This window comes from Agathobaculum desmolans ATCC 43058, assembly GCF_000701665.1.
Taxonomy (GTDB): Bacteria; Bacillota; Clostridia; order Oscillospirales; family Butyricicoccaceae; genus Agathobaculum; species Agathobaculum desmolans.
Genome location: NZ_JNJN01000002.1, coordinates 16,570 through 37,946 on the forward strand (window position 1 = coordinate 16,570; position 21,377 = coordinate 37,946).

Below are 21,377 nucleotides of genomic sequence, written 5' to 3' on the forward strand. Positions count from 1 at the left end.
CCTTACCTCACAGCAGGTCGAGCAGATCGACCGGGCCGTCCGTTTCCGGCGGCTCTGCGTGTTCCGTCTCGCCCAAGCGCTTGGAATTCTGCGCAAACACATCCATTGGCACATGGTAAAACCCGCATATCACCTGTATCACCGGATTTTCTCGGTCAAACCGGTTGCACATGCAGCCCCAAAAGCCACCCTGCTGGTGCTTTTTCGCATAGTCGCGCAGCGCGTTAAAACTTTTTGCAAGGCTCATGCTTTCGTTTTCAATATCCGCTGCAATGATCTCCGCGGCCTGCTCGCTCTCCTCCGCAATCATCAGCACTACCTCGCCAATCTCCCGCGCGCCGTTCCCCGGCTGCTCCTCCTCCACTGCTTTCCGCAGCTTGTCCAAATTGCTCATATCTCCTGCTCCTTTGTTCCATGTCGACGTTACGCGGATGCCCACTTCGCCCGGTATCGTTCTATCAGCCCGCGCACGGCCTGCGCCGTCCGCCCAACCGCTGCGCTTATTTCAAACGATGTCTTGCCCGCATCCCGCAGCCGGTGCACGGTGTCTATTTCCTCCTGCGTCCAGCCGCGCACGGTCTGCCGCACCCGCACACTCTGGCCGCGCGTCACCTTGTTCACCGTGGATACGCTGCGCCCGGTCTCCCGTGCAATCTCTATTGCCGTCCTGCCGTCCCGCGCCAGTTGTAAAATGCGCGCACGCTCTTCCTCCGTCAGGTGGGCGCGCCGTTTGGGCAGTGCCTCGGTCACAAGGCCGCGTCCCGCGTCTGGCAGGCCGATCTCGCTTGCCATCCCCCGCGCATCCCGGCGCGGCGTCAGCACGGCCTCGCGGTATGTGTAGTGCTCGCCCATCATGTTGATTCCGCTGGTCTCTACCACGTCAAACCGCCCCTTCGGGTGCCGCCACACCACTTCTTGCGTTTTCATCCTCCTGCCGCCTCCGTTCATTTTCTATCATGCGCTCCACGCGCTGCACCTCAGGCCAAACCTCATCCAGCTTGTCCAGCGGGCGGCACACCGGCCAGCCCACACCTGCCTCGCCCATCGTGCCGATGATGTCGTATTCGGTCTCACCAAACAGCGTCCGCCGCACCTGCACCCGCACGCGGTCTATGCGCACGCGCGGCAGGTCGCTCACCTGACAGTAAGGGCGGATCTCCATCCCGCGAAAGGTTTTCACCTGTGCCGCCGCCTTTCCATCAGCCGCGCGAGCAGCAGCGCCTCCAGCACCGGCTTGTCCGCCCCGCCGGTAATCTGTCTCGCCGCCGGCGAAATGCGCGGCGCCGTGTGGGCTGCCGCCTGTACATAGTGCATGCGGATCCGCCGCTGCCGCTCCCGCTGCACCTTGCTCTCCCGCCTCATATTTCGCGGATCTGGCGGAACATGTCTGCCCGCCATGCGCTGCGGCGGGCGGCTTCCCGCTCCCGCATTTCGCACCGGCGCAGCCACCGCAGCTCGCGGATGCACACCGCAAGCCCCAGCGCGCAGCCCGTAAGCACAAGCGCCGCCGTGCTCCACGGGCAAAGCCCCGCCGCCCAAATGGCGATCACCAGCGCACCCAGCGTTCCAAACCAGCCAAGCCCAAAGCTACAAACTTTCTTCATGGTTCTGCTCCCTTCGTCTTATTTCCGCACGCAGCATAATGTCATACGCCACCTTCCACATGCGTTCCTCTCTCCGCTTCAGCTCCTCCGGCGTAGCGTCCCGATACGCATCGTCGCACACATCCACCGTCCCGTGCGGGTAATGATATGTTGCTACCACAGCCATCCTGTTCCGCCTCCTTCGCCGCATCCTATGCGCTTACCGGCTTGTCTCTTGCCTGTCCGCGCCCTCTCTGCGCTCCTTTGCCTTCTGCAGTTCAATCCGCGCCGCAATCACAAGACTCTCCGGCGCGTCCGGCTCCGCCATAATCTGCTCCGCCGTCAGTCCTAAGTAATAGCTGTATGGTTTCATGTAAATCGTCCTTTCTTGTCTTTCCATTCCCCTCCTGCTACAATAAGTCCGAAAGGGTGTGTTTATATGTCTGAAACTATTTTAATTGCTCTAATTACCTTTGCCGCCGGTGCTGTTGGGGCTATCTGCGGTGTAATAGGCGCTGCCAAATCGGCTCGCATAACGCAAACTTCTCAAATGCATCGTGCCGTTGTGCAGCAGTTTATGCAGGCGCGTGTCTCCGCTTTTTCTGCCTTGCTGGATGAGTGGAGCCGTTTTGTGTGCTCCGATTATGACCTTTCAAACGTGCAGCGTCTTATATCGGCAATCGAAAAAGCCTCTATGCTTACAACGCCCGGAACAACCGCACTCTTAATGAACTTTCGCAAGCAGTTGTTTGAATATGCGCTGTCATCGCCGCGCACATCTGCACAAGCCGAAACGCTTTCCGATGCGGCTATGGATTTGCGCGTAGCGCTGCAAAGTGATTTGTTGCGGTATTATGAACCCGATATCGCTAAACTTCCGGAATCTGCAAAATTACCCAACGTAGTAGGGCGGCCCATAGCAGAAAAAACGGAGTTGCAGCGCAAAATACGCAAAAATAAATAATTATCTTGTCTCTCGCATTGCGCCAAAATGCCGCTCGTCTTTCCCTGTGATATTCTTTTGCAAACTGGTTCCAACGCCTGATGTAGGCCTCGTAATCAAAAGAGAGAAGTGCAAGCATCTCTCTTTCGCCCTGTTTGTTATGCATCTCACCCCGCCCTCCCCTGCTCGTCCTCGCGGGCGAACAGTTCTCGCCACGGTACGTCTGGGAAAATGTCCAGTATGCGTTCCACTTCCGTAAGCGTAAGGTCTGCCCGTCCCTTGCGCTTGTTGCGCATCGTGCTTTCGCTGATGTGCAGCTCCCGCGCCAAATCGCGGTTGGTAATCTTGCGTTTGAACATTTCAAGCTCTAAATTGGGATACATGTATGCGCTCCTTTCTTGTTTTTATATTCCCTTCCTGCTACAATGGAAATAGGAAAGGGGGTGTCTTTGTGTATCTCATCAATAAATCTGTAATCATTACAGAAAATCTAAAACAAAATCTTGCCATAACAGATCAGGCGGTCGTTGACATACAAGCCGAATATAACGGTGATATCCACCTTTGGAATGGTTCTCGTGTCATTCTCCGCCATGATCTGCACGGCACTGTCAATGCGTCTGGTAATTCCGTTGTGGAGTATTACGCCACCATTCACAACGGGCTTTTTACCTCTGGTGATTCCGGTGTGCAGTATGCGCGCCCTATGGGTCCCTCATCCTATGTGATAGGCTGCACTGTTGAAACCGCAAAGAAAAACGCTGAAACACACCGCAAGCTGCAAAGCGGGGAAATTACTCCGCCGCTTCATCCAGCATGCAAAACTGAATAACAAAACCAAAAAGCTTGCCGTTATCCATTAGCGGCTGCATCTGGTGCATAAATGTGTCGGGCATATTTTTCGTTTCTACGGAGATATGCCCCATTTCTTTGTCTGTGCCGTCGATGATTAGTTTCATTGCTTTTTCTCCTTTCATTGGCTCGTTTTCCAAAACATGATAAAATAGTCCTGCACCCTGCGCTGCGGCCTCCCGGAAAGGAGGTCATATGGCATTTCATCCCTTGCCTGTCTTCCCCCTGCCGGCTTCTGTGATGCAGTTGGAAGAATTGATAACGCAATCCCATAAATCACTCGGCTGTTATATGGGGCTAAAATTCCAAATCGAAAATGCGCCAAACATTTCCGGTTTCGAAAATTATCTGCTTGGCCGTCTGAATGATAAATTTGCAAACTGATTTGCCCTTTACACCTTGAAATCACTATAACCATCAGGGAGGCCGCAGCATAGGTGCGCGGTCTTTCGACCGCAGAATTACCATCATTGGTAATTCATAGCTATATAATATTACGGACGTTGGGAATTGTCAATACATTTTTCCCAACGTCCGTAATTTATTGTTGCCTTGTTCATTTTTCTGTGTTATCTTTTAGATATGCAAAGAGGTGAGGTTATGAATTTACGCGAAAAATTAGAATTTCTGATGGAGCGAAAAGGTATAACAAAAAAGGCCGATCTCGCTCGCGCCATCAACATCCCTTATACCACGATTGATAATATCCTAAAACGAGATCATTTCGATAATGTAAAGTTCAGCACGCTTGAAGCCATATGTGAATATTTCAATGTAGATTTACGCTATCTAATTAAGGACGAAATCACCGATCCCAACTATGGTCTTTCCGCGCCCGCCGATCCGGTACTCGCCCCCGACGAGCGCCAACTCGTCACCGATTACCGCGCCTTCAACGAGGAAGGAAAAGAAAAGGTCCGCGACTACGTCGCAGACCTTGCCGATAACCCCAAATATAAAAAATGTGCTGAGTCTTCGCTGGATCAGGAAGCATAAATAATCCCTCAAAGGAGCTGACCCCATGAAAACCTATACCATCATCGCCGGTGTCAACGGCGCGGGCAAGTCCAGTCTCACCGGCGTGCTCCGCCAGCAGATGGATGATCTCGGCGTGATCGTGGATGTCGATAAGCTCGCCGCAGCGCACGGCGGCAACAACATTCTTGCCGGGCGGCTGGCTGTCTCCCGCATCCGGGAGTGTCTGTCGCGCGGCGTCTGCTTCACGCAGGAAACCACGCTTTCCGGTGCACTCACCGCACGCACCGCGCAGCAGGCGCGTGATCGCGGCTATCGTGTCCGCATGTATTATGTCGGTCTGGACAGCGCGGAGGAAAGCCTTGCCCGCATCGCAAACCGTGTCCGCAAGGGCGGGCATAATATCCCGGCGGAAGATGTCCGCCGCCGGTTCGGGGGACGCGTCCGCGCCCTTTCCGCTGTCCTGCCCTATTGCGATGAAGCCACATTTTTTGATAACGATAACGGCTTTGTCGCTGTCGCGGAATACCGCAATGGTGTCATCGCCTGTCTGGATGGTGCGCCCCGTTGGGTGCACGGTCTTGCCGCTGCCATCAACCAGCCGTAAAGGAGCTGACCGCCCATGCCAACCGAATACTGCATCTACCTCCGCAAATCGCGGCAGGATTTGGAAGCCGAAGCGCGCGGCGAAGGCGATACTCTCGCCCGGCACCGGCAAACGCTTACCGCCCTGGCGGAGCAGCGCGGCCTGCCCGTCAGCGCCGTGTATGAAGAGGTCGTTTCCGGCGATACCATCGCCGCCCGCCCGCAGATGAAGCGCCTGCTCTCCGAGGTCGAAGCCGGCTTTTGGCGCGGCGTCATCGTCATGGAGATCGAGCGCCTTGCCCGTGGCGACAGCATCGATCAGGGCATCGTTGCCCGCGCCTTCAAATACTCGGAAACACTCATCATAACCCCGTTCAAAACCTTTGATCCGTCTAACGAGTTTGATGAGGAATACTTTGAATTCGGGCTTTTCATGTCCCGGCGCGAGTATAAAACCATCCGCCGCCGCCTGAACGCAGGCGTGCAGGCCGCCCGGCGCGAGGGAAAGTACACCGCCGGACAGCCGCCCCTTGGATACAAAAAGATAAAGCTCAAGGGCGAAAAAGGCGGCTCGCTCGAACCCGATCCCGAAAAAGCCCCCATCATTCAAAATATCTTCCAATGGTTTGTGCATGATGGCGTCTGCATCTCACAGATCAAAAAACGGCTGAACCAGATGGACCCGCCCCCGCCGGGCGAGCGTAATAAATGGACGGATCGGCATATCTCCGCCGTGCTGCACAACCCGCACTATGCAGGCTATACCACCAGCACCCGCCGTCCCACGCGCAAGGAGGTCGTGGATGGTAAACTTAAAACCGTCCGCCTTACCGCAAAGGATGTGCAGCTGTATGAGGGACGGCACGAGCCGCTTGTCCCGCGGGAGGATTGGCACAAAGCGCAGGATATTCTGGCAAACCATCCTGCCCCGCCCGTTCCGGCAGGCAAGGGGCAGAAAAACGCCTTCACCGGCCTGATCGTCTGCGGCCTGTGCGGCCGTAAGATGCAGCGCACCTATGTGTCCACTAAGGGTGATATCCCGCGTGAGCCGATGATCTTTTGCATTTCCCGTTCCGCGTGTGCAACCATCTCACACCGCTACGACGAAGTGGAGCGCATGGTGCTTGATACGCTCCGCGGCTGGCTCACCGCGTATTCCTCCGGGCGCGATCCATTCCCCCAGCGCGATGTATCCGATCAGCTGCACGCATCCCTCCGGCAGTTCGAAAAACACTTGTCCGATCTGGATGCTCGCACAAACCGCGCTTTTGAGCTGGTGGAAACCGGCGTCTATACGCCCGAAATTTACATCGAACGCAAAAACGCGCTCGATGCCGAGCGCGTCTCCGTTATGAAAAGAATCAGCGATATCCAAGCCGAGCTGAAAAAGCTCCAAAACGAGGAAGCGATCCGCCGCGAGTTTTTGCCCAAACTGCGCCACGTTCTGGAATCATACGAAACCGCAGCCAATGCCCGCGAGCAGAACCAGCTTCTCAAAACCGTAATCGAAAAAATCGTCTACACCAAAACTGTCCGTGTTACACGCAACAACCCCGGCAACCTCCACCTGCAGGTATTCCCTCTGCTCCCGCATTAACCTGCACAGACGTTGAAACTTCAGATGCCACACTTAAACTGCACCCTCTCGACATCAATTTTCACGCAAAGCAGCTCGGCGGTGCGCGGTTTTACCGAAACAATGCCGCCGGAATTCAGCAGCTCCTGCGCGTCCGGGCAAAGATACACCCGAATATCACGCAGACATTCTTTGCTCCGGCAGGAATCATACACTTTTTTGGTGTGAACACAAACTGCTTCGCGGAACCCGCCGCCGGATGCCGTACCGCTGTTCGTATTGGAGCTGCCGCAGATCGGACCGGGACAGCAAATTTTATCAGCCATGCTTATTACCTCCAAATCGTGGTTGAAGAAACTTCATTACCAGTCTATTCAGAGGAATCGGCAATGTTACAGAAGCAAATCCCCGTCAGTGACAAAAAACTCGTTTTCACAGTCAGCGCAGCGGCGGTCGAGTTCAGAAGTAGTACCAAGCGCCTCGCGTACCGCACGGTATTCCTGCTGTGCCCGCGTATTTTCTTTCCCCGTTCGGACGGCACGGATCAGCAGGTTTTTGGGGGTGTCAAGCGGAGAAATATACTCCACTACCGAAACCCGGTATCCTTCCGCCTCCAGCTTAAGCGCCCGCATGCTGTCAGTCAGCACATCATTAAAGCGGGCTTTGAACACACCGAATTTGGTCAGCGGTTCCAATTCAGGCAGATGATATTGATCAAGCAGCTCCTTATGACAGCACGGCACGCATGCAATATATTTTGCACGGGCACGGATCGCAGTTGCCAATGCCAAATCTGTTGCAATATCACAGGCATGCAGCGAGATGACTGCGGTTACATGCTGCGGAGGCTGATAGGTACGCAGATCGGCGCACTGAAAATCCATGTTATGATATCCGAGCCGCTTTGCCATCGCACGGCTTTCTTCAATCACATGCGCATTGATATCCACTCCGATCACGCGGCAGCGCCGGTGAAGCACCTCGTGCAGATAATAGTTCATTACAAAACTGAGATAAGATTTTCCGCAGGCGCAGTCCAGCAGCAGAATCTCTTCACTGTCATCCTGCTCAAACATCGGCGCGACCAGTTCCACATAATGATCGATCTGGTTGTATTTGCGGATCATGTCATTTTTCAGCTTGCCGTCTGCGGTCAATATACCGATCTCCCGCAGCAGCGCTGCCGCCTGATCTACACGAATCAGATATTGCCGTCCGCCGTCCAGCAGCGGATTAGCAGCAGCCTGCTTTTCTTCTGCTGTGGCCTCGCGCTCCGCCTGCTTCATTTGCACGCCGCGTGCCGTCACCGACAGCGAGACGACCACACCACGCTCGGTATAGGTCAGCAGTGCTTCATCGAACTTCTCTGCCTGCTCGGCAAAAAACGAACAGAACGCATCCGCATTTACTGTGCGCATCGTACCCTGAAAACGCAGTTGATACATCTGCTCCGCGCGGATAAGCTGTGCTTCAAACTTCTTTTTTCCCGAGGTAAACACACATACTGCCTGTATAAAATAATCCCGATTCCGCGTTAAGCGTGCCGAAATTCCGCTGAGCAGCAGTCTCAGCTTCGCTGCATCACCTTTTTGCATCATCAATCACAACCTTTACATCCATCATTTTATCATAAATCCGACCGTTTTGGCAATTCCAACACATAATTCCCCCGAAAGCAGCAAAATGCCCTGCGCTCCGGCTCCATGCGGAACACAGGACAGCCGTTTCACAACGCCATGGTCTGCATTTCTTCATCCGGCAGCGATATCCCATGTGAAACTAAAATCAGTGTCCGGCCTTCCTGATAGCGAAGAACTGTATTCCATGCACGCAGCGCGGTTTGCTCATCCAATCCTGTAAATGGTTCATCCAGTATCAAGATATCGCCATCCGCCGCTAAAGCGCGGGCAAGCGCCGCCCGCCGCCGCATACCACCGGATAATGTAAAAACCGGCTGATTCAGCGCATCAGATGAAAGCAGTGCCGACAGGATGTCTCGCACGCGCGATCCCTCTTCACAAACCAACGCTACATTTTGAAGCGCACTCCAGTGTCCGGTCAACCGGTCCTCCTGAAATACCGGGCAAAACCGCAGCTGCTCTGCACCGATCACATATCCGCTGTCCGGCAGATCTACCCCCATCAGCAGACGAAGCAGCGTGGTTTTGCCAGCACCCGACGCGCCGGTAATGCGCCACCGCTCCCCCTTACCAATCTGCCAGTTCAATCGGTTGATCACGCATTTGCCGTCATATCCTTTGGTGACCTGTTCCAATCGGATCATACCGGCACCCCCCATTGCTTTTGTATCCGCGCAACAGCCAACAGAAGCAGCTTTTCCAACGCAAGGCTGAGGGCAATAATTATCAACGACCAGGCAAACAGACCGGCAGTATCCAAATAAAGCTTGGACAGATAAAGCTGTTCTCCGATTGACCAGCGCGGCAGTCCGATAATTTCCCCTGCAACACCTGCTTTCAGTGCCATGCCGACCGACACCCGGCAAGCAGTCAGCAGATACGGCATGACCGCCGGCAGCCAAACGGCTTGCAAACTTTTCCTGCGGGAAAGGCGAAACACCTGCGCCATCTCCAGCATTTTACGATCCACGCTATGCATACCCTCGCTCAAGTTAATGTAAACAATCGGAAATACCACAAAAAAAGCCGTTAAAACCGAAATTTGATCCGACCGTACCCACACTAACGCCACAACGATAAAGCAGGCCACCGGAACGCTTTTCATGATCTGTACTGCGGGTTCCAGCAGCAGCCGTATCAAACGGCTGTGATAGGAAAAAATCGCAAATACCGTACCAAGCAGAAAGGCCAGCATAAATCCGATGCCAACCTTACCAAGTGAACAGCAAAGGGAGTACCATAGTTCTTTTTCGGGCAGCATAGCGAGCAGCCGCTGTACCGTCGGTACCGGACCTGCAAACAACACCGTGGGCAGGGTCAGTGAAACGCCCTGCCACACCATGATCCAAAAAGCCGCAGCCACCAACCGCCGCAGCCAGCACTTATCCCAAATAGTAGAAGCCTTCATCCGGCAGCTTTCCCCCTACTGCATCCGGTGCAGCAGCAAACAGCATTTCCAGATACCCGGAAACCCATGTCTTCATCTCTTCACCGGATACCGCTGTCATGGGATCAAAGTTTTCCAGTACCTGCTGTGCGATCGGCGCTTTAACAATACCGTACTGTTCGATCAGCTGCGCGGCCTCGGACGGATTTGCCTGTGCATCTGCCACTGACTTCTTATGATCCGCTATGAACTGTGCCACAGCCGCGGGATGTTCTTCCGCAAAAGCACGGCGAACAACGGTTACACCGGTGGCAATACCATTGCCGTCCGGACTGAATTGCTTCCATGCGTCTTCCAATGGGAAGTTAAGAGACAGTTCCTGATCCTGCATCATGGCAACCGTTGCAAACGGTTGCGGCAAAATACCCACAGCGGTGGGATTATGCTCCAGTGCTGCAACCACTTCGGCCGGCTCAGCTTTGAATTCGATCGTTACATCTTCCGCAGTGATCCCACTTTGATCCAACAGGTATTGTAGTGTCCAATCGGGCGAAGTTCCCTTGCCCGTCATATAAATGGTTTTTCCCTTCAATCCCTCCAATGCAGAAAGGGACTCATCATGCGAAACCACATACAGGACATTTCCCGCGTTGACATCCAGCACCTGCACGCCCTGTTCGTTTTTTTGATACAGCACCGCCGCCAGATTGGTCGGGATCAAAGCAATGTCCACTTCGCCCTTGGCAAGCAGCGGAACGACCTCATTTCCCGATGTGTATAGTGAAAACTGATAATGTCTCTCGTCAGACTCTGTGTCCTGCTGCATCAGCTCCACCAGCCCCATCGCAGTCGGGCCCTTCAAAGCAGCCACGCGGATGCTGACACCCTCTTCATACCCTGCCTGCACCGGCTCAGAAACAACTTGATCGGATGCAGACGGCTGAGAGGCACAGCCCGCCAACAAAGACAATGCAGTTACCGCGGCCAGCAGGCCGGATATCATTCGTTTCATTTAATTCAACACTCCTTGTTCTACTTTGCCATCATGGATTTGACCTGAACATTTTGCAGCCGTCCCAATTTACCGGACAGCGCGTTGATCACATCAACCGGACAGGATAAAACGATCGTAATAATGGAGCCAACCTCCTGATGCGGAATGCCCATACGGCCAATGATATATGCCCCGTATTGATGCAGCAAATCATTGACAGCGCTGCTGGCCTCCCTATCATTGACAATGATGCCTAAAATTGCAATTCGATTTTCCATCTGGTGTTTCTCCTTTGCAAAACGCCCCGCATCCAAACCGGATGCGGGGCGCAAGTTCCTATATACAGGTTCTTCATCGCAGATCGCATCTTTGACAGCAGAAATGAAAAGATTACCGGATGCTCACCCGTCAGATTTACAGCTTACGGGAAAGGATGTCCTGTAAAAAGTATAAGCGGGACGGCATCGATTGTCAAGCCATTTACCTATACACAGCGCAAAGGGAAGCAACGATGCTGCTCCCCTTTGCTTTTGATTGCTTACTTGCGCCGAAAAGATTTGCAGTCTGTGCACTGATCGACTGTCGGATGTGCTTCATGCGTACCCACGGTAATGCTGTCAAGTGCGCAGTACTCTGCACAATCACAGTGATTAGCACACTGTTCCACTGTGCAGCGAATTGCCTTGTTATAGCTCGAATGACACATGTCTGGCGTCCTCCTTGTGTTGGATTTCACGATTATTGTATCCCGGCACCACATGATTATACTGGTAAATTTTTCAGTTTTTAAACTATACCGCAAATTTCCGTTATTTATATAAAAGTGTTTTTCAATATCAAACATTCCAAAACTTAAAATCCCGCACGCCGAACCAGCTGATACAGCAGCGCATTGACAATCGCTGCCGCGACGTTGGAACCGCCCTTGCGTCCCCGCGCGATGATATACGGCGTATCCCCACCGAGGAACAGCTCTTTGGCCTCAACCACATTGACAAATCCCACCGGCACGCCGATCACCAGAGCCGGACGAACGCGCCCTTCCTCTATCAGCTCGTGCAGGCGGATGAGCGCGGTCGGCGCATTGCCGATGGCAAAAATGGTGGGACCGGTCAAGTCTACCGCGCGTTCCATCGAAACGACCGCGCGGGTCACGCCGCGCTGCCCTGCCTCCTGCGCAACTGCCAGTTCTGCCATAAAGCAGCAGGCCTGTCCGCCGAGCTTCGCCAGCGTTCCCTTGCTGATGCCGGAAAGCGCCATGTTGGTATCGGTCACAACGGTTGCGCCCGCGCGCAGCGCCTGCAAAGCTCGTTCGATCGCGCCCGGAGAAAAGCACAGCGTATCCGCGTAATCAAAATCCGCCGTGGTGTGGATGACCCGCTTTACCACTTCGTCCACGCCCTTCGGAAACGTGCGCCCCGCCAGTTCCCGCGTGATGATGGCAAACGACTGTTTTTCGATCTCCTGTGGTTTCATCTGTCCGTTCACAGTTCAATCCCCTCCCGTGCGGCAATGCCTTTGTCAAACGGATGCCGCCGCTTGACCATTTCCGTTATATAATCCGCGCGCGCCTGCAATGCTTCCGACGGCCCGCGTCCGGTCAGCACCACTTCCATCCCGTCCGGCCGCGCATCCAGGAAATCCGTTACCGCTTGTTCCTCCAAAAAACCGCAGGACAGCGCAGCGCACACCTCATCCAGCACAATAAGGCGCGCCCCCTCCCGCACGGCAAATGCACAGGCCGCATCAAAGGTACGCCGAACGGCCTGTGCGGTTTGTGTTTTTTCCTCCTGCGTCATCTGAAAGGAAAATTTGCGCACCGGATTGGCTGAAAGCAGGGTCACGCCCTCCAGTCCTGCCAAAATGCGGCATTCGCCCGAGGTACCGTCCTTCAAAAACTGCGCGATCACCACGCGATGCCCGCGCCCGGCGCAGCGCAGCGCCAGTCCCATCGCGGCGGTCGTTTTTCCCTTGCCCTCTCCGCAATACAGGTGTACAAGTCCGGTTTCGCTCATGTAGTTTCCTCCAACATCCGATAGATCTGCTCCATATCCAATGCCTGCCGCACGGTATCTGCCAGCAAATCGTACTGCTGCTCCCGATAGGCTGCCGCATCCTGCACCGCGCCGTCCAGCTGCACGCCGCAGCGGTCTGCCAGCGCCTGCATCATGCGCAGCGCGACCCCCGGCGCATCGAACACGCCGTGCAGATAGGTGCCGTAAGCGTTTTCCGCCTGACAGCCATCCGCAGTTTCTGTGCCGTCCGTCCGCATCAGCCGCGTCAGCGGCGCCGCGCCGTTCCTGCGCGTGGTTTCACCCATATGGATCTCATATCCCTGCACATTCAGGCCGGACAGGGGCGTGAACAGGCCGAAAACCGCATCAAAAACGCCTTCCGCCTGCACAGTCGTCTTTTCTGTGCGGAACACCGTGTCAACCGGCAGCAGACCCATGCCGCGCATCTCTCCGCCGCCCTCGGTCTGCGCCGGATCAGACAGCGTTTCTCCCATCATCTGATAGCCGCCGCAGATGCCGAACACCAATGTTCCCGCCGCATGCTGTTTGAGGATCTGCGCTTCCATGCCGCTTTCACGCAGCCACCGCAGATCGGCCAATGTGGATTTGGTGCCGGGAAGCACGATCAGGTCCGCACCTTCCAGCTCTGCCGGCCGTGACGCATAGCAGACGGCGACGCCCGGCACACGCTCGAGCGCAAACAAATCGGTAAAGTTCGACAGCCTTGGCAAACGCACCGCCGCAATGCGGAGCAGCGCCGGTACCGGCCCTGCATCCAGCCGCGCGGAAAGGCTGTCCTCCTCGTCAATATCAAACTGCCCATACGGCACCACGCCCACAACCGGCTTGCCGGTCAGCTCCTCCAGTTGGGACAGACCCGGCCGCAAAATGGAGACATCTCCCCGGAATTTATTGATGACCAGCCCCCGAATACGCGCGCGTTCTTCCTCTTCCAGCAGCATGACCGTGCCGTACAGCGCGGCAAACACGCCGCCGCGGTCGATATCGCCAACCAGCAACACTGGTGCATTCACCAGCTTCGCCAGCCCCATATTGACGATATCATCCTGCTTCAGATTGATTTCCGCCGGGCTGCCCGCGCCTTCTATCACAATGATATCGTATTCCGCTGCCAGGCTGTCAAACGCCTGTCGGATCACCGGCAGCAGTTTGCGCTTGCTGCCCCAGTATTCCCGCGCTGTCCGGTTGCCCTGCGCCTTGCCCAATACGATCACCTGCGAACCGGTATCGCTTGTCGGCTTGAGCAGAATGGGATTCATCCGTACATCGGGCGCAATGCCTGCCGCCTCCGCCTGCACGACCTGTGCACGCCCCATCTCTCCGCCCCCAGCCGTGATAAACGAGTTAAGCGCCATATTCTGCGACTTGAAAGGCGCAACCCGATAGCCGTCCTGCCGGAAAATGCGGCAAAGCGCCGCGCAGAGCAAACTCTTGCCTGCGTTGGAGCAGGTGCCCTGCACCATAATGACCTTTGCCATCAGCCGTCCTCCCGTATTTCGTCGATTGCTTGCAGCAGTCGCTCGCTGTCCGCCCCTGTCTTAACCGCCGTGCGGTACCAACCCGCGCCCAGTCCCCGATAGTTGGCGCAGCTGCGGATCAGTACGCCGTGCGCGGCCAATTTCCTATCAAGCGCCGTATCCTGTGCGCGGAACAGCAGAAAATTCGCCTCTCCCGCGCAAACTGCCATCCCGCGCACGGACAGTTCCTGCCGCAGCCGCTGTCGCTCCGCTGCGATACGCAGAGCGGTCTGCCGGGCAAAATCCGTTTCCTCTGCCGCCGCTGCCGCACAGGCTTGCGCGATGACCGATACGTTCCACGGCTGTCCGGCACGGTACAGCGCTTCGATCAGTGCGGTGTTCGACGTCATGCACCAGCCGAAACGCACGCCCGGTACCGCGTACATTTTGGTATAGGCGCGCAGCAGGATCAGTCGGGGATTTGTGCCCAGCTGCGCCCGCAGGGTGTGCTGTGCGCTATCTGTCAGAAAATCCCCAAAGCACTCATCCACAATCAGCCATGTGCCGTTTTGCGCGCACCGGCGCACGATCTCATCCAGCAGCGCCGGCGCAATGGTGCGGCCGGTTGGATTGTTGGGATTGCACAGATACACCGCCTCCCGCTCCGGCGTCAGATCCGCCAGTAACCGTTCGGTCAGCGCAAAATCCTCCTCTTCCCGCAGCGTGTGAAAAGTGATGGATGCGCCCGCAAGCGTGCGCTCATACTCGGCAAACGTCGGCGCGGTCAGCAGCGCATTTTGGGGATGCAGAACGGCCGCCAGCCGGTCCAGCACATCCGCCGCGCCGTTGCCGCAGTACAGCCAGTCGGGCGGCACGCCCTCCGCCCGCCCGATCGCCTGCCGCGCCGCGCGGCAAAAGGGGTCGGGATAGCGTGTGCAGTCCTCCACCGCCGCATGCATCGCCTGCCGGACGCGCTCCGGTATGCCGAAGGGGTTGATATTTGCGGAAAGGTCGAGCGGCAGGCTGCCGTATCGTTCCGCGTGGGAATAAACATCCCCGCCGTGTATATATTCGGGCATCCCTGTCCTCCTTTTCATCCAAACGGCGGCCAGCACAGGATCAGCCGCACCATGGCACACAGCAGCAGCGACAGCACGCTGGCCGCAGTCATCAGGTCGGCCGCGCGCAGGATATCCCCGGGATTGGGCTGCCGGTCTGCGTCGCCAAACGCCGCTTTTTTCACTGTTTTGCCAAAATAGCTGGCATCCCCGCCAAGTCGGATATGCAGCGCACCCGCACAGGCCGATTCGGTCTGTCCTGCATTCGGGCTTTTGTGTCCCATCCGGTCGCGGCGGAAGATGCGCAGCGCATTGCGGTTATCCAGCCGCAGCATACCTGCCCCGGCGATCAGGCACACGGCTGCGAGCCGCGCCGGCAGAAAATTGAACACATCGTCCATGCGGGCGGATACCTTGCCGAAATACTCATACCGGTCGTTGTGATATCCCACCATGGAGTCCAGCGTGTTGACCGCCTTATACAGCATGCCCAGCGGCGCACCGCCGAGCAGCATGAAAATCAGCGGCGCCACCACGCCGTCGGTCGTATTTTCCGCCACGGTTTCCACCGCAGCGCAAATCACGCCGGTTTCATCCAGTTCTGCGGTATCCCGCCCGACGTACTTGGCAACCGCCGCGCGGCCTTCTTCGGTCGAGCGCTTGAGCGATGCATATACATCCATTCCCGCATCGTACAGGCTTTTGCGTGCAAAAATCAGCCAGCAAAGCAGGATTTCCGCCCCGCAGCCCAACCAGAAATGGATGCCTTTTAGCCACCGCAGCGCAAAAAACGGCACCGCAAACGAAACGCCGCACACCAGCACCCACAGCACCGCGCCCGCTATCGTTTCGCCGCGCGGCGTTTTGGGGAACAAACGGCGCAGAATCCGCTCTCCCCGCGTGATCAGCCAGCCGATCAGGCAAACCGGATGCGGCAGGCGCGCCGGATCGCCCAGCAGCCAGTCCAGCGCAAAGCCCAGCAGCACCACACAGGTCAAATACATGTCGTTCCCCCTTTGATGTACTGCGGCACCCCGGCAATGACGCGCACGACCGCGTCCGCCTCTGCCGCCAGCGCGCAGCACAGCCGGCCGACCGCTTCGCGGTACCGCTCCTCCTCCGGATCGAGCGGCACCACGCCGCAGCCCACCTCGTCGCAGGTGACGGCGTGGCCGCGCAGGGCGGGCAGCAATTCCATTGGATCCCGTCCCGCTGCAAGCGTCTGCCGCACCATCTGGTGCAGATTTTTCGTCAGCGGCAGTGCCGGATATAATCTTTCCGCCAGTGCAGCTTTTCCCTGCCAGGCACCGCCGATCAATAATACCGTCATACCATCAACCCTCCAAACGCGGCGCACACGAACGCGAGTAGCTCGGCAACCGAGATGCAGAAGCCCGCAAGGTCACCCGTGATGCCGCCGAACACACGCATCGCAATCCGGGCATGCAGCATGTACCACAGCCCGAGCAGCACGATATATGCCACCCAAAGGAAATATCCGGACTCCAGTTGATGCAGCCATACCAGCAATATAATATCCAGCACCGCCTGTTCGATTTTCAGCGTTGTATCGACCGCTTTTTTGTCGCTGTTTTGCGCAAAAATGTGCGCAAGGCCGGTGTTCTTGGCGCAGGGCATGGTCACGATCTTGCGCGCACCGTCAGCGCGCGCCGCGGCAAATCCCGCGCAGGCCAGCGGCAGCAATGCCGGCGTTTTGTAAAGCTGCGCAAAGCATGCCGTTTCAGCCAGCAGGAACGCCGTCAGCCACATCGGCCCAAACGCGCCGACATGCGAGTCCTTCAAAATCGCAAGGCGCTTTTCTCTATCTCCAAAGGAACACAGCGCGTCGCAGGTATCACACAGCCCATCCAGATGGATGCCGCCCGCTACCGCCAATGGGAGCAGTGCCGCGCCGACCGCGTAAAACAGCTCCGCCGCGCCGAAATACACGCAAAAACAGTACCACAGCCACTCCGCCCCGCCGATCAGCACACCGACGAGCGGCAGAAAGGAAAGCGCCCAACGCATGGTTTTCTTCTCCCACTGCACCTGCGGCACGGGAATGGCCGAATACAGGGAAAACGCGACCAACAGGCCGCTCCATATGTTTTTCATACCGTGTGTTCCCCCTTTACCGGCAGCAGAATGCCGCAAACCGATTCATATACCGCATCCGCCCGCCCAGCCAGCACTGTATGCAGCCGGCCAAGCTGCGCCGCATAGCCGACGGTTTCCGGCGCATACGGCAGGCCGTCCGCAAAAATCTCATTTGAGACGATTACCAGCGTTTCGCAGCAGTCTTGCAGATGTGCAATGCCTGCAAGGATACTGCCGAACGCCGCGTCCTTTGCCCCTTCGGGCGCAAACAGCTCGTTGGCAAGCAGATTGCCCAAATCTTCAAGCAGTATCCCATCATACTGGTGCGGCAGCGTCAGTCCGGCCAGACCGAGCGGGCGCTCCACCGTGTCAAAGCCTTTGCCCGCCCGCAGCGCGCGGTGCCGCGCGATCCGCGCCTGTGCCACCGCGCCAAAGGGCTGCATCGTTGCCAAATACAAGCGGGAGCACGCAGCACGTTCGCACAAAAGCCGCTCCGCGTGCTCGGATTTTCCGCTTGCAGCCCCGCCTGTGACTAAAATCAGCATGAATACGCCCCTTCCTATTGTTTTCTGCTACTGCTGCGTCTGATAGGCTTCAATTCCCACTTCGTCAAACCGCGGCATTCCATCATAGGCAGCCAGCGTCAGGTCAAGCAGGCTGACGCCAGCCACCGCGCCGGTACCCTCACCCAGCCGCAGCCCTGCGGTGAGAAACGGCCGTTTATCCAGTGCCCGCAGCAGCAGCGCACCCGCCGGTTCAGCCGGACAGTGCGCTGCGAGCAGATAATCTGCCGCCGCAGGGCACAGCTGCACCGCCAGCAGCGCCGCCGCGCAGGAAATCACGCCGTCCAGCACTGCGGGCACACCGCAGGCCGCCGCGCCCAGATACAGACCGCACAACCCTGCAATATCCAGCCCGCCGACCTTATGCAGCACATCCAGTGCATCCGTCCCGTCCGGCCGGTGCAGTGCCAGCGCGGTTTCCACCGCGTGTACCTTACGCGCCAGCCCTTCGGTGGACAAGCCTGCCCCCCGTCCGGTCACGGTGCGCACAGCGGCGCCGGTCAGCGCGGCGGTAACGGCGGCGCTCGTCGTTGTATTGCCGATGCCCATTTCACCACCGCAAAGCAGGGTATATCCCTGCTTTGCGCAGTCTGCGGCAAGGGCAATGCCGGTTTCCACCGCGCGGACAGCCTCCTGCCGTGTCATGGCAGCCCCGCGCGTGATATCCGCCGTGCCGCGGCGGATATTCTTCTGCAAAATCCTGCTGCCGCACACCGGACGCGCTACGCCGATATCGACCGGAAAAACCGTCATACCAATGTGCTGCGCCATCAGGCATACCGTGGACAGGCCTTTGTCCATATTTTCCGCCACCGCTGCGGTGACCTCCTGTCCGCACTGGGTCACCCCCTGCGCAACAACTCCGTTATCCGCGCAAAACACCACGCAGGCGCGTTTGGTGATGGACGGGCGCGGCGTGCGCCGGATGCCCGCAAGCTGCACCACCGCCTCCTGCAGCAGTCCCAGACTGCCGAGCGGCATGGCGATCGCGGAAAACCGCTCGCGCGCTGCCTGCATGCTGCCCCTGCACAGCGGGCGCACAGAGGCAATCGTCTGTTCAAGTGTCATGTTGTTTCCTCCATGCAGCGCATTTTTGTACAAAATTCCCTGCAAAATCCGGATTGGAGCCGAAATACAGATGCGGGTACCCCGCATACAGCGTATCCGTCACATACGCGCACGGCCATGTCCGCCCGTTCGGTTTGCAAGCGGTAAAGCCGTCTCCCGCGTCGCTTGACACGCCGTAGTGAAACTCATGGGCGCGGATGCGCTCCCCTTTTCGGCAAAGCAGGTTGTCCTGCGCGGCGGTCAGCTCCACATAGCCGAAGGGCTGCAGCCGGTCGCTGATGTGCGCGTCCAGCGGCAGCGCGCCTGCCATGGGATATCCGTTCAGTGTCCGGTGCAAATACTGAAAGCCGCCGCACTCCGCAATGGCCGGCAAACCACGCGCTATCGCGCCGCGCACACTTTCCCGCATGGAAACATTGGCAGCAAGCCGCTCCGCATACAATTCCGGATAGCCGCCGCCGAGATACAGGCCGTCCACTCCTTCCGGAAGTAGCGCATCCTCCAGCGGAGAAAACCGAACCAGTTCCGCACCAAGTGACGCTAGCCGTTCCAGATTATCCGCATAGTAAAAGCAAAACGCGCTGTCCTGCGCAACCGCGATGCGCACCGGCGGCGACACCGTCGGCAGCATCTGTTCCGGATGCTCCTCCAGCGGCGGCGCCGTCCGCGCCAGCTCGGCCAGACCATCGAGATCCAGCCCCTGCTCTGCGGTGTCCGCCAGCCGGTCGAGCCGGTATTGCAGGTCTTCGATCTCCGCAGCCGTCACCAGCCCCAGATGCCGGTCCGGAATAGCAGCCTCAGCCACAGGCGGCAAAAAACCGTACACCCGCAGTCCAGACCGCTCTGCAATCGTCCGGTAAAACGGATACATCGCAGCGGAAACGCCGTTCAAAATCACGCCTGCGAGCGTATTTTTCGCAAAGGTACGAAAGCCGTGCAGCTCCGCTGCCAGCGAAAGCGACTGCCCTTTGGGGCGGACGATCAGCACGGCAGGTATGGCCGCCGCTCGTGCCAGATGCGCGGCAGACGCGGTATCGGTCGTGCCGGAAACGCCGTCATAGAAACCCATTGCCCCCTCTACCACGCCCAAACCGTCCAGCGGAATCCGCCGTGCCAAGGCGGCGCACACCTGCGTTTCTTCCATGAAATACAGATCGAGGTTGCGGCTGGGCACGCCGAGTACCGCCGTGTGAAACATCGGATCAATATAATCCGGTCCGCACTTGAATGCCGCCAGCGGTATTCCCTGCCGCTGCCACGCCCGCAGCAGGGCCAGCGTTACCGTGGTTTTGCCGCAGCCCGAGCCGGTACCGCCCAGCAGCAGGCGGGGCGCGTTATGCTTCATGGCCGCCCCCTCCCCGTCAGCAGAAAGACCGGATTGTTCGCGGTCATCATCGTATAATCGCCAACCTGTCTGCCCCGCGCCGCGCCAAGCTGCACGGTTTCAATCTCCGCAAAGCCGAGTGCCCCCAGCGCCTGACGCGCTGCGTGCAGAGTCTCCAGTGCAATGGCGGTCACGGCCACGCGCACAGAGGGATTTTTCTCCCGCGCCGCTGCCAGAATATCACGCATGCTGCCGCCGCTACCGCCGACAAAAACGCAGTCCGGCGCGGGCAGGTCCTCCAGCGCCGCAGGCGCCTGACCGGAAACGATCCACACGTTATACCCGCCGAGCCGCACGCGGTTTTCTTCCAGCAAAGCAAGCGCCTGCGCGTTCCGCTCCACCGCGTATACCATGCCGTCCGATGCCTTGCGCGCCAGTTCGAGCGTGACTGCCCCCGTGCCGGCGCCGATATCCCATACCGTATCCCGCGGCTGCACGGCAAGCTTGCTGACGGCGACCCAGCGCACTTCCTCCTTGGTCATAGGCACCTGCCCTCGCGTCAGCATGGCGTCGCGCACCGGCTCACAAGCATTTGCCGCCGCCGGATGCTCGATCAGCAAAACGGCCAGACTGCCACAGGACTGCTGCGCCAGCGCCGAGGCCGTATCCGTCAGCACGCGTTCGCCCTCCATGCCGAGGTTTTCGCCCAGATGCACGGTCAGCCCGCCGAGTCCGGCCTCTGCCAGCGCGCGGCAGACCGTCTGCGCGTTCTGTTTTCCGCCGGTCAGCACAAATACCCGCTTGTGGTAGCTGACCGCGCCGAGGATACTGCCCGTCCGTCCATGCAGGCTGCGCACGCAAAGGTCATCATAAGGCACGCCACATTTTGCGCAAAAATACTGCATGCTGGACAGTCCGCACAGCAGACGCACTTCTCCATACGGCAAAAGCTGCTCGCGCAGACGCCCCGCCGCGCTGAAAAAGCCCACATCGCCCGAAACCAGCAGCGCTGTTGCCGGCACACCGCTCGACACGGCGCGCGCCGCCATCTCGGAAAACGCGCACACCTCCGCATGCGGACAGACCGCAGTCAGCCGCCGGTCTGCAAGCACTATATCGGCGTGTGCAAGCGCCTGCGCTGCTTCTGCAGTCAACAGCGCGGGCGAACCCAGCCCCGCGCCGACAATATCAAATTTACGAGACATCACGCAGTCTCCTTTCCATGCCCTTGCCGCCTTG

Annotated in this window: 33 protein-coding genes; 6 read left to right on the top strand and 27 right to left on the bottom strand. The window is 57.8% G+C overall.

What is annotated here, in order from left to right; translation table 11 throughout:
• Positions 1-7: 7 nt before the first annotated feature.
• From T363_RS0100730 to T363_RS0100760, 7 genes are read right to left on the bottom strand one after another with little or no spacing between them, the layout of a single operon-like run.
• Complete coding sequence (locus T363_RS0100730; RefSeq protein WP_031472270.1) at positions 8-394, bottom strand: hypothetical protein; 387 nt, start codon at positions 392-394, stop codon at positions 8-10.
• Positions 395-423: 29 nt separating this feature from the next.
• The gene (locus tag T363_RS0100735) at positions 424-927 is read right to left on the bottom strand and encodes a helix-turn-helix domain-containing protein (RefSeq protein ID WP_161645933.1); all 504 of its coding nucleotides are present in this window, start codon (positions 925-927) and stop codon (positions 424-426) included.
• Positions 881-1,180: a hypothetical protein gene (locus T363_RS0100740; RefSeq protein ID WP_031472274.1), complete on the bottom strand. Its 300-nt coding sequence runs from the start codon at positions 1,178-1,180 to the stop codon at positions 881-883. The genes T363_RS0100735 and T363_RS0100740 overlap by 47 nt, the downstream gene beginning before the upstream one ends.
• Positions 1,177-1,362 (bottom strand): hypothetical protein, encoded by a 186-nt coding sequence (locus tag T363_RS15915; RefSeq protein ID WP_154658716.1) that lies wholly within the window; start codon positions 1,360-1,362, stop codon positions 1,177-1,179. Before T363_RS15915 ends, T363_RS0100740 begins: the two co-directional genes overlap by 4 nt.
• The gene (locus tag T363_RS0100750) at positions 1,359-1,604 is read right to left on the bottom strand and encodes a hypothetical protein (RefSeq protein WP_031472276.1); all 246 of its coding nucleotides are present in this window, start codon (positions 1,602-1,604) and stop codon (positions 1,359-1,361) included. The genes T363_RS15915 and T363_RS0100750 overlap by 4 nt, the downstream gene beginning before the upstream one ends.
• Positions 1,588-1,770 carry a hypothetical protein gene (locus T363_RS0100755; protein ID WP_031472278.1) on the bottom strand — a complete coding sequence of 61 codons (183 nt, stop codon included), beginning with the start codon at positions 1,768-1,770 and terminating at the stop codon, positions 1,588-1,590. Before T363_RS0100755 ends, T363_RS0100750 begins: the two co-directional genes overlap by 17 nt.
• Positions 1,771-1,803: 33 nt before the next feature.
• Entirely contained in the window at positions 1,804-1,983 is a 180-nt protein-coding gene (locus T363_RS0100760) for a hypothetical protein (RefSeq protein ID WP_031472280.1), read from the bottom strand.
• A gap of 39 nt (positions 1,984-2,022) precedes the next feature.
• On the opposite strand from T363_RS0100760, the gene T363_RS0100765 reads away from it, so the two are divergent.
• The gene (locus tag T363_RS0100765; RefSeq protein WP_154658717.1) at positions 2,023-2,547 is read left to right on the top strand and encodes a hypothetical protein; all 525 of its coding nucleotides are present in this window, start codon (positions 2,023-2,025) and stop codon (positions 2,545-2,547) included.
• Between the two features lie 146 nt (positions 2,548-2,693).
• Here T363_RS0100765 and T363_RS0100770 read toward each other — a convergent pair whose 3' ends face one another.
• Positions 2,694-2,909, bottom strand: a complete 216-nt coding sequence (locus T363_RS0100770) for a helix-turn-helix domain-containing protein (protein WP_031472284.1) — start codon at positions 2,907-2,909, stop codon at positions 2,694-2,696.
• 68 nt (positions 2,910-2,977) lie between these two features.
• Between T363_RS0100770 and T363_RS15920 the strand changes: the two genes are divergently transcribed.
• Positions 2,978-3,358 (top strand): hypothetical protein, encoded by a 381-nt coding sequence (locus tag T363_RS15920; protein WP_154658718.1) that lies wholly within the window; start codon positions 2,978-2,980, stop codon positions 3,356-3,358.
• Here T363_RS15920 and T363_RS15925 read toward each other — a convergent pair.
• Positions 3,321-3,485: a hypothetical protein gene (locus T363_RS15925; protein ID WP_154658719.1), complete on the bottom strand. Its 165-nt coding sequence runs from the start codon at positions 3,483-3,485 to the stop codon at positions 3,321-3,323. The two genes, T363_RS15920 and T363_RS15925, sit on opposite strands and share 38 nt — an antisense overlap.
• Before the next feature lie 88 nt (positions 3,486-3,573).
• Here T363_RS15925 and T363_RS0100785 point away from each other — a divergent pair, with 88 nt between their 5' ends.
• The 4 genes from T363_RS0100785 (at position 3,574) to T363_RS0100800 (ending at position 6,535) form a co-directional block, all read left to right on the top strand.
• Positions 3,574-3,762 carry a hypothetical protein gene (locus T363_RS0100785; RefSeq protein WP_031472286.1) on the top strand — a complete coding sequence of 63 codons (189 nt, stop codon included), beginning with the start codon at positions 3,574-3,576 and terminating at the stop codon, positions 3,760-3,762.
• A gap of 216 nt (positions 3,763-3,978) precedes the next feature.
• Positions 3,979-4,374 carry a helix-turn-helix domain-containing protein gene (locus T363_RS0100790; protein WP_031472288.1) on the top strand — a complete coding sequence of 132 codons (396 nt, stop codon included), beginning with the start codon at positions 3,979-3,981 and terminating at the stop codon, positions 4,372-4,374.
• Positions 4,375-4,399: 25 nt separating this feature from the next.
• On the top strand, positions 4,400-4,960 hold the full coding sequence (locus tag T363_RS0100795; protein ID WP_031472290.1) for an ATPase: 561 nt from the start codon (positions 4,400-4,402) through the stop codon (positions 4,958-4,960).
• Between the two features lie 15 nt (positions 4,961-4,975).
• The gene (locus T363_RS0100800; protein WP_031472292.1) at positions 4,976-6,535 is read left to right on the top strand and encodes a recombinase family protein; all 1,560 of its coding nucleotides are present in this window, start codon (positions 4,976-4,978) and stop codon (positions 6,533-6,535) included.
• Positions 6,536-6,555: 20 nt separating this feature from the next.
• Here T363_RS0100800 and T363_RS0100805 read toward each other — a convergent pair whose 3' ends face one another.
• The 18 genes from T363_RS0100805 to cbiT all read right to left on the bottom strand — a co-directional run bounded on the left by T363_RS0100805 (position 6,556) and on the right by cbiT (position 21,343).
• Positions 6,556-6,840, bottom strand: coding sequence for a hypothetical protein (locus T363_RS0100805; protein ID WP_031472294.1), 285 nt, complete (start codon positions 6,838-6,840; stop codon positions 6,556-6,558).
• 66 nt (positions 6,841-6,906) lie between these two features.
• Positions 6,907-8,112: a class I SAM-dependent methyltransferase gene (locus tag T363_RS0100810; RefSeq protein WP_051642999.1), complete on the bottom strand. Its 1,206-nt coding sequence runs from the start codon at positions 8,110-8,112 to the stop codon at positions 6,907-6,909.
• A gap of 128 nt (positions 8,113-8,240) precedes the next feature.
• On the bottom strand, positions 8,241-8,798 hold the full coding sequence (locus T363_RS0100815; protein WP_034971383.1) for an ATP-binding cassette domain-containing protein: 558 nt from the start codon (positions 8,796-8,798) through the stop codon (positions 8,241-8,243).
• Positions 8,795-9,562 carry an ABC transporter permease gene (locus tag T363_RS0100820; RefSeq protein ID WP_031472300.1) on the bottom strand — a complete coding sequence of 256 codons (768 nt, stop codon included), beginning with the start codon at positions 9,560-9,562 and terminating at the stop codon, positions 8,795-8,797. The genes T363_RS0100815 and T363_RS0100820 overlap by 4 nt, the downstream gene beginning before the upstream one ends.
• Positions 9,537-10,553 carry an ABC transporter substrate-binding protein gene (locus tag T363_RS0100825; protein WP_031472302.1) on the bottom strand — a complete coding sequence of 339 codons (1,017 nt, stop codon included), beginning with the start codon at positions 10,551-10,553 and terminating at the stop codon, positions 9,537-9,539. The genes T363_RS0100820 and T363_RS0100825 overlap by 26 nt, the downstream gene beginning before the upstream one ends.
• Before the next feature lie 20 nt (positions 10,554-10,573).
• Positions 10,574-10,813, bottom strand: coding sequence for a TM1266 family iron-only hydrogenase system putative regulator (locus T363_RS0100830; RefSeq protein WP_031472304.1), 240 nt, complete (start codon positions 10,811-10,813; stop codon positions 10,574-10,576).
• A gap of 260 nt (positions 10,814-11,073) precedes the next feature.
• Positions 11,074-11,379 (bottom strand): DUF1540 domain-containing protein, encoded by a 306-nt coding sequence (locus tag T363_RS16765; RefSeq protein WP_407919065.1) that lies wholly within the window; start codon positions 11,377-11,379, stop codon positions 11,074-11,076.
• Between the two features lie 8 nt (positions 11,380-11,387).
• On the bottom strand, positions 11,388-12,011 hold the full coding sequence (locus T363_RS0100835; protein WP_031472306.1) for a precorrin-8X methylmutase: 624 nt from the start codon (positions 12,009-12,011) through the stop codon (positions 11,388-11,390).
• Between the two features lie 8 nt (positions 12,012-12,019).
• Positions 12,020-12,550, bottom strand: a complete 531-nt coding sequence (locus T363_RS0100840) for a cob(I)yrinic acid a,c-diamide adenosyltransferase (RefSeq protein ID WP_031472308.1) — start codon at positions 12,548-12,550, stop codon at positions 12,020-12,022.
• Positions 12,547-14,049 carry a cobyric acid synthase gene (locus T363_RS0100845; RefSeq protein WP_031472310.1) on the bottom strand — a complete coding sequence of 501 codons (1,503 nt, stop codon included), beginning with the start codon at positions 14,047-14,049 and terminating at the stop codon, positions 12,547-12,549. The genes T363_RS0100840 and T363_RS0100845 overlap by 4 nt, the downstream gene beginning before the upstream one ends.
• On the bottom strand, positions 14,049-15,107 hold the full coding sequence (locus T363_RS0100850) for a pyridoxal phosphate-dependent aminotransferase (RefSeq protein ID WP_031472312.1): 1,059 nt from the start codon (positions 15,105-15,107) through the stop codon (positions 14,049-14,051). The genes T363_RS0100845 and T363_RS0100850 overlap by 1 nt, the downstream gene beginning before the upstream one ends.
• A gap of 14 nt (positions 15,108-15,121) precedes the next feature.
• On the bottom strand, positions 15,122-16,090 hold the full coding sequence (gene cbiB / locus T363_RS0100855; protein ID WP_031472314.1) for an adenosylcobinamide-phosphate synthase CbiB: 969 nt from the start codon (positions 16,088-16,090) through the stop codon (positions 15,122-15,124).
• Entirely contained in the window at positions 16,081-16,416 is a 336-nt protein-coding gene (locus tag T363_RS14275) for a bifunctional adenosylcobinamide kinase/adenosylcobinamide-phosphate guanylyltransferase (protein ID WP_034971384.1), read from the bottom strand. The genes cbiB and T363_RS14275 overlap by 10 nt, the downstream gene beginning before the upstream one ends.
• Entirely contained in the window at positions 16,413-17,201 is a 789-nt protein-coding gene (locus T363_RS0100865) for an adenosylcobinamide-GDP ribazoletransferase (protein WP_031472318.1), read from the bottom strand. Before T363_RS0100865 ends, T363_RS14275 begins: the two co-directional genes overlap by 4 nt.
• Positions 17,198-17,728: a bifunctional adenosylcobinamide kinase/adenosylcobinamide-phosphate guanylyltransferase gene (locus T363_RS0100870; RefSeq protein WP_031472320.1), complete on the bottom strand. Its 531-nt coding sequence runs from the start codon at positions 17,726-17,728 to the stop codon at positions 17,198-17,200. The genes T363_RS0100865 and T363_RS0100870 overlap by 4 nt, the downstream gene beginning before the upstream one ends.
• 27 nt (positions 17,729-17,755) lie before the next feature.
• Entirely contained in the window at positions 17,756-18,814 is a 1,059-nt protein-coding gene (gene cobT / locus T363_RS0100875) for a nicotinate-nucleotide--dimethylbenzimidazole phosphoribosyltransferase (RefSeq protein ID WP_031472322.1), read from the bottom strand.
• A complete protein-coding gene (locus T363_RS0100880) occupies positions 18,804-20,159 on the bottom strand; it encodes a cobyrinic acid a,c-diamide synthase CobB (RefSeq protein ID WP_031472324.1) in 1,356 nt (451 codons plus the stop codon). Before T363_RS0100880 ends, cobT begins: the two co-directional genes overlap by 11 nt.
• Positions 20,156-21,343, bottom strand: a complete 1,188-nt coding sequence (gene cbiT / locus T363_RS0100885; RefSeq protein WP_031472326.1) for a precorrin-6Y C5,15-methyltransferase (decarboxylating) subunit CbiT — start codon at positions 21,341-21,343, stop codon at positions 20,156-20,158. Before cbiT ends, T363_RS0100880 begins: the two co-directional genes overlap by 4 nt.
• Positions 21,344-21,377: the final 34 nt, after the last annotated feature.